The sequence below is a fragment of the Stenotrophomonas sp. YJH_SMC_58 genome (assembly GCF_059369635.1).
Genome location: NZ_JCAFSW010000012.1, coordinates 89032 through 95404, shown reverse-complemented (window position 1 = coordinate 95404; position 6373 = coordinate 89032). Strand labels below are relative to the sequence as shown.

Genomic DNA, 6373 nt, shown 5'->3' with positions numbered 1-6373 from the left:
CTGACAGTCGACTCTACCCCCGTAGGTTGTCGCCCGCCGCCCGCCGCCCGCCGCCGGTCGCCGGTCGCCCACCACCCACCACCCACCACCTGCCACCCGCCGCACATCATCCAGCGTCGATTGCCCATCGCCGTCCCGCGCGCGTGCTGTGCAGGGCTGCCTAACGTCATTACCAGCAGTCATGTGGGTGGCCGGATGTTACGGCTGGGTGACGCGATCGCGCCTGTCGCGGTGGGCGGACAGGCCCTTGAATGGAAGCGTGTTTCCGGCCCACCCCCACGAGCCCCCATGCCTGCCGCCCACGCCCCTGTCCTGAGTACTCTCGCTGTTCTGATCACCGCCATCCTCGCCGCCTCGCCCAGCCATGCGGCTGAAGCCGATGCGGATCCTGCTGCCGCCGCTGCGACGGCCAACGTGGCCGCGTCCACGCTGGATGCGGTGGTGGTGACCGGCTCGCGCACCAGCACGCGTACGGTGAAGAACAGCTCCACGCCGATCGACGTGATCTCCGCCGAGGACCTTGCCTCCACTGGCCAGGCCAACCTGCTGGAAGCGCTGCAGCGCGCACTGCCGTCGCTCAGCCAGATTGGTGGCTACCAGAGCGACCAGGAGAGCCTGATCCGTGGCTACCAGCTGCGCAACCTGTCGCCCGGCTACACGCTGGTGCTGGTGAACGGCAAGCGCCGCAATGCCAGTGCCTATGTGAGCGGTGCCAATGGGGGCGGCTTCCCAGGCCATGCGTGGGCGGACCTGGCGTTGATTCCGGTGTCGGCCATCGACCACGTGGAAGTGCTGCGTGATGGTGCGTCGGCCATCTATGGCTCCGATGCGATTACCGGTGTGGTCAACGTGATCCTGAAGTCGCAGGCGCACGGTGGCGAGCTCGCCGTGGAAAGCGGGCAGAGCATTGATGGCGATGGCTCGCGAACCAGCGTGCGTGCCAACGTTGGCCTGCCGTGGGGTGCCGATGGCTTCGTCAACCTCTCCGGCGAGACCACCCGCCAGCATCATGCGATCCGCACCCGCCGCTACATCGATGGCTATCTGAGCTACCCGGCGGTGGATGGTAGCGGCAATCTGGTGGCGCTGCGGCCGAATAATCGATTGCCGGCCGGCGCATCGCCGAACCCGGCCGAAGCCAGCCGCAATGCCGAGGCCAACACCATCCTCAGCTCCCCGTCGTATGCGCTGAAGGCGTTCGCGGTGAACGTGGGCCATGGCCTGGGCGAGAGCGCGCAGTTCTACGCCAACGCCACGGCCAGCGATCGCACCGCGCAGGCAATCCAGAACTTCCGCCTGCCGGCGACCATCTTCACCACTTACAAGGCTCCAGGCGTGCTGAACGTGTTTCCCGATGGCTTCCTGCCAGTGCTGGAAACCAAGGAGAAGCAGTACACCGGCACTGCGGGCGTGAAAGGCCAGATCGCGGGCTGGGATTACGACGCCAGCCTGACCGGCAACCGCAGCACGGTGCGCACCTATACGCGCAACTCGGTGAACTACTCGCTACCGTACCCCGGTTCGCCCACTGATTTCTATGATGGCAAGCTGGACTACCAGCAGGGCATCGCCAACCTGGACCTGCGCCGTGGCTTCGAGGTGGCGGCGTTTGCGTCGCCGCTGGAGGTGAGCGCGGGCGCCGAGTACCAGCACGAACAATACGAGCGTGGGGCAGGGCAGTGGGAGTCCTACACCGGCTTTGGTGCTGCGGCCTTCGTCGGCTATTCCACTGCGGACGCGGTGAAGGCGACCCGCAACAGCAAGGCGGTGTACGGGGGTGCGGCCACCAACATCACCTCGCGCTGGTATCTGGATGCGGCGGCGCGCTGGGAAGACCATTCCGACTTCGGCAGCGTGTCCACCGGCCGCCTGACCACGCGCTTCGACGTCACCGATGCGCTGGGCGTGCGTGCCACGGTCAGCAACGGTTTCCACGCGCCCAGCCTGGGCGCGCAGTACTACCAGGCCACCGGCAGCTGCCCGTGCGGCACCACGCTGGTGGCGCAGGTGTCTTCGCCGGCGGCGGTTGCGCTGGGTGCTACGCCGCTGAAGCCCGAGAAGGCCACCAACTACAGCCTGGGCGTGACCTGGGACCCGAGCCCGGCGTTCCATCTGGCAGTGGATGCGTACCAGATCGACATCCGTGGCCAGCTCGGCCAGTCCAGCCAGATCGGCTACAACGCGCAGGATCCAGCGCGCATCACCGACAACAGCGGCACGGTGCTGACGGCGGCGCAGAAGAACACCATCGATGCGCTGCTGGGTTCGGCCGGCATCAGCATCCTGCCGGGTGATGCGTTCTATGCCAGCTACTTCACCAACGTGGGCAATACCCGCACGCGCGGTGTTGAGCTGACCCTGGAGGCGAACCAGGACACCGCGTGGGGCAAGCTGCGCTGGAGCTACGCGGCCAACGTGGGGCGCACCACCATCCAGAAGATCAGCGACATTCCGGCGGCGCTGCAGGGGCTGCCGAACATCAACCTGTTGACCAAGAGCAGCGAGTACGCGCTGCGCTTCCGTACGCCCAGCTACACGCAGGTGGCGGGGTTGGGCTGGCAGAACGGGCGCTGGCGCTCGAACCTCGACTTCACCTACTACGGACCGATCAAGCGCCTGAACAACGGCGTGGAGTACAAGCAGCCGCCGGTGCTGGTGACCAATCTCTCCGGTGCCGTGGAACTGGGTGCAGGCTGGAGTGCGGCGCTTGGCATCAACAACGTGTTCGACAAGCGCACGCGCAAGGTGCCGGAGTACGCGCGCAGTGCCACCGATGTGGCGAGCATCGAGACGACCTGGGACAACGGCGACGTGTTGGGCAACGTCGGCGCGTACTGGTATGGGCGGGTCAGTTACCGGTTTTGAGGTTCACGCCAAAGGCGGCCGGACGTGGTCCGGCATCATCGAGGAGCATTTCATGTCTTCTGCATTGAAGGTGGTGGCAGTGGTGGGGTCACCGACCAGCTCGGCGACGTCGCGCACGTTGCTGCTGGTGCGGCACTTGTTGGCGTCGTTGCAGCAGCGGGTGCATGCCAGCGTGGAGCTGGTGGAGCTGGCGCCGATCGCGCGTTCGCTGGGGCAGTCGCTGTCGCGCGATGAAGCGGAGCCAGCCGTAGAGCAGGCACTGCAGGCAATCGAGACGGCCGGTCTGCTGGTGGTCGCGGCACCGGTGTATCGCGGTTCCTATCCCGGGCTGTTCAAGCACCTGGTCGATTTCATCGGGCTGGAAGCGCTGGTGGATACGCCGGTGCTGCTGGCGGCGACCGGTGGCAGCGAGCGCCATGCGTTGGTGATCGACCACCAGTTGCGGCCGTTGTTCAGTTTCCTGCAGGCGCACACGCTGCCGATCGGGGTGTATGCCACGCCTGCCGACTTCGATGGCGAGCACATCAACAGTGCAGCCTTGCAGGCGCGCATCGCACTGGCGGCCGAGCGCGCGGCAGGGCATCTGGCTTCGCAGGCGCTGGCGGTACCGGCGCCGCTGCGAAGGATCGCCTGACGGCATAACCGGCGGCGCTTTGCTTATGGCCAAGGCGCATCTGCATGGCCGGATCTGACCGCCGATTGTCGCCTGGCATCGCCGTGCCGACCGCCGTCATCTCTAGCATCGATATCGAAGTGGCATCGCATTGCCGCACCCCGATGAGGACGACCCCGTGAGTCTGGACGCAACCGACAAGCCCATCCTGTTCCTGCTCGACCGTGAGTTCGAGGACGGACAGATTCCCGGCCAGCGCTTCTTCTGCCGGCACAGCCTGTTGCTGGAAGGTGCGCTGTCGAGCATCGACGGCCTGGACGCGCAGCTGGACGTGCGCCGCATCGGTTTCGCACGGCCGCGCCGGGAGGTGATCGCCGAGATCGGCGAGCAGGACCAGTCGCTGCCGAAGCTGGTGCTGCCGCAGGGCGTGCGCAGTGACCTCGCGAGTGGCGTGCACCAGGACCGCCAGTACATCTCCGGTGCCGAACCGATCCTGGCCGCGCTGAACGGGTTGCTCGGCATCCCCGTGGCCCATCCCTGAGCGAGGACGCGACCATGAGCTATCAGATCAGCGTACTGGACAAGAGCCCGGTGGCCGAAGGCGCCTCGCCGGAGCAGGCGCTGCGCAACAGCCTGCAGCTGGCGCAGCGCGCCGAACAGCTGGGCTATCACCGCTACTGGTTTGCCGAGCACCACGCCGCGCCGACGTTGGCCAGCCCCGCACCGGAAGTGCTGGCCGCCTGGGTGCTGGCGCAGACCCGGCGCATCCGCATCGGTAGTGGTGGGGTCATGCTGCGCCACTACGCGCCGTACAAGGTGGCGGAGAACTTCAACCTGCTGGCGGCGTTGGCGCCAGGGCGCGTGGATCTGGGCGTGGGCAAGGCGCCCGGCGGCCTGCCGGCATCTACCGCTGCATTGGCAGCGGGGCGGCCGGCGTTCGCCGACTTCGACCAGCAACTGCGCGATCTTGAGAGCTATCTGTCCGGCGCCGAAGCCGATGTGCTGGCGCGGCCGATTCCGCAGCAGGCGCCGGAGCGCTTCCTGCTCGGTGCCAGCCCGCAGAGTGCACGGCAGGCGGCCGAGCTGGGCTGGCGTTTCGTCTACGCCGCGCACTTCGACGGCGACCCGAAGCACATCGAGGCCGCGTTCGACGCCTACCGCAGCGTCTCCTCGCAGCCACCGCTGCTGGCTACGGTGGCCTTCGCCGCGCCGACTGCCGAAGCCGCAGCGCGTCATATCGGTGCGCTACGCGTCTACAAGCTGCGCCTTGGTCCCGGGCAGACGGTGAACCTGCCCAGCCCAGAGGCGGCTGCCGAGTATGCGCGCCAGGTGGGGGTGGCCGACTACCGCATCGAGGAAACACGCCCGAGCGTGTTGTCAGGCGATGCGCAGCACGTGCGTGACGAACTGGACGCGCTGCATCGGCGCTTCGGCGTGGGCGAGTTCATCCTCGATGCGCCGGTGGCCGACCTCGACGCGCGCCTGACATCCCTTGAACTGCTGTCGCCCGCGCCGCGCGCGGCGGTGGCCTGACCTGCAGGAGCGATTCCCATGAGCACCACTCCGCGCCACATTCCGTTCGGCATCATGCTGCAGGGCCCCGGCAGCCACATGCACGCCTGGAAGCACCCGTCCAATCCGGCCGACGCCAGCGTCAACCTGCAGTTCTACATCGACATCGCGCGCACCGCCGAGGACAACGGCATCGCGTTCGGCTTCGTTGCCGACGGCCTGTACATCAACGAAAAGTCGATCCCGCACTTCCTCAACCGCTTCGAGCCGATCTCGCTGCTGTCGGCGCTGGCCACGGCGACGAAGAAGATCGGCCTGGCCGGTACGCTGTCCACCTCCTACAGCGACCCGTTCACGGTGGCCCGCCAGTTCGCCTCGCTGGATCTGCTCAGCGGCGGCCGCGCTGGCTGGAACGTGGTGACCTCACCGTTGGAAGGTTCGGGTCGCAACTATGGCCGGCCGCACCCGGAGCATTCGCTGCGCTACCAGATCGCCGACGAGTACCTGGAGGTGGTGCAGGGGCTGTGGGATTCCTGGGATGACGACGCCTTCGTGCGCGAGCGCGACAGCGGCACGTTCTTTGCGCCGGAGAAGTTCCGCCGGCTCGACCACAAAGGCCGCTTCTTCCAGGTCGAAGGCCCGCTCAACATCCAGCGTTCGCCGCAGGGACAGCCGGTGATCTTCCAGGCCGGTTCGTCTGATGATGGCATCGCGCTGGCCGGCAAGTACGCCGATGCGGTGTTCACCCATTCGCCATCGCTGGAAGAAACCCGCGCGTTCACCCAGAAGGTGAAGAACTCGGCGATCGCGCACGGCCGCAGCGGCAACGACGTGAAGATCTTCCCGGGCATCGGCCCCATCGTCGGCCGCACCGCCGAGGAGGCCGAAGCCAAGTACCAGGCGATTGCCGCGCTGGCCACGCTGGAGGACGCGCTGGCCTATCTCGGCCGCTTCTTCGACCACCATGACTTCAGCCAGTACGACCCGGATGCACCGTTCCCGGAGCTGGGTGACATCGGCAGTAACTCATTCCGTTCCACCACCGACCGCATCAAGCAGGATGCGCGTGAGAAGGGGCTGAGCCTGCGCCAGGTGGCGCTTGAAGCGGTGAGCCCGCGACCAAACTTCATCGGCACGCCGGAGCACGTGGCCGATGAGCTGATCCGTTGGTTCGACGCCGGTGCCAGCGACGGCTTCATTCTCGGCTTTGCCGCACAGCGTGAAGGCCTGGATGATTTCGTGACCCAGGTGCTGCCGATCCTGCAGGCCCGCGGCTACCACCAGCGTGAGCTGCAGGGGCAGACCCTGCGTGAGCATCTGGGACTGCCGTACAAGGCCAGCCGGTATGCGGCCGATGCCGAACCTGCGCGGAAGGCGGGGTAG

The 6373-nt window shown here is 66.9% G+C and carries 5 protein-coding genes; all 5 read left to right on the top strand.

Going from position 1 to position 6373, the window contains the following annotated elements; all coding sequences use genetic code 11:
- The first annotated feature begins 288 nt into the window (after positions 1 to 288).
- The 5 genes from AC5P68_RS15735 to AC5P68_RS15715 all read left to right on the top strand — a co-directional run bounded on the left by AC5P68_RS15735 (position 289) and on the right by AC5P68_RS15715 (position 6373).
- Entirely contained in the window at positions 289 to 2865 is a 2577-nt protein-coding gene (locus AC5P68_RS15735; protein ID WP_414497911.1) for a TonB-dependent receptor plug domain-containing protein, read from the top strand.
- Positions 2866 to 2917: 52 nt separating this feature from the next.
- A complete protein-coding gene (gene msuE, locus AC5P68_RS15730; RefSeq protein ID WP_049403172.1) occupies positions 2918 to 3499 on the top strand; it encodes an FMN reductase in 582 nt (193 codons plus the stop codon).
- 157 nt (positions 3500 to 3656) lie between these two features.
- Positions 3657 to 4019, top strand: a complete 363-nt coding sequence (locus AC5P68_RS15725) for a DUF3088 family protein (protein WP_005409341.1) — start codon at positions 3657 to 3659, stop codon at positions 4017 to 4019.
- Between the two features lie 14 nt (positions 4020 to 4033).
- The gene (locus tag AC5P68_RS15720) at positions 4034 to 5011 is read left to right on the top strand and encodes an MsnO8 family LLM class oxidoreductase (RefSeq protein ID WP_414497912.1); all 978 of its coding nucleotides are present in this window, start codon (positions 4034 to 4036) and stop codon (positions 5009 to 5011) included.
- A gap of 18 nt (positions 5012 to 5029) precedes the next feature.
- Entirely contained in the window at positions 5030 to 6373 is a 1344-nt protein-coding gene (locus AC5P68_RS15715; RefSeq protein WP_414497913.1) for an LLM class flavin-dependent oxidoreductase, read from the top strand.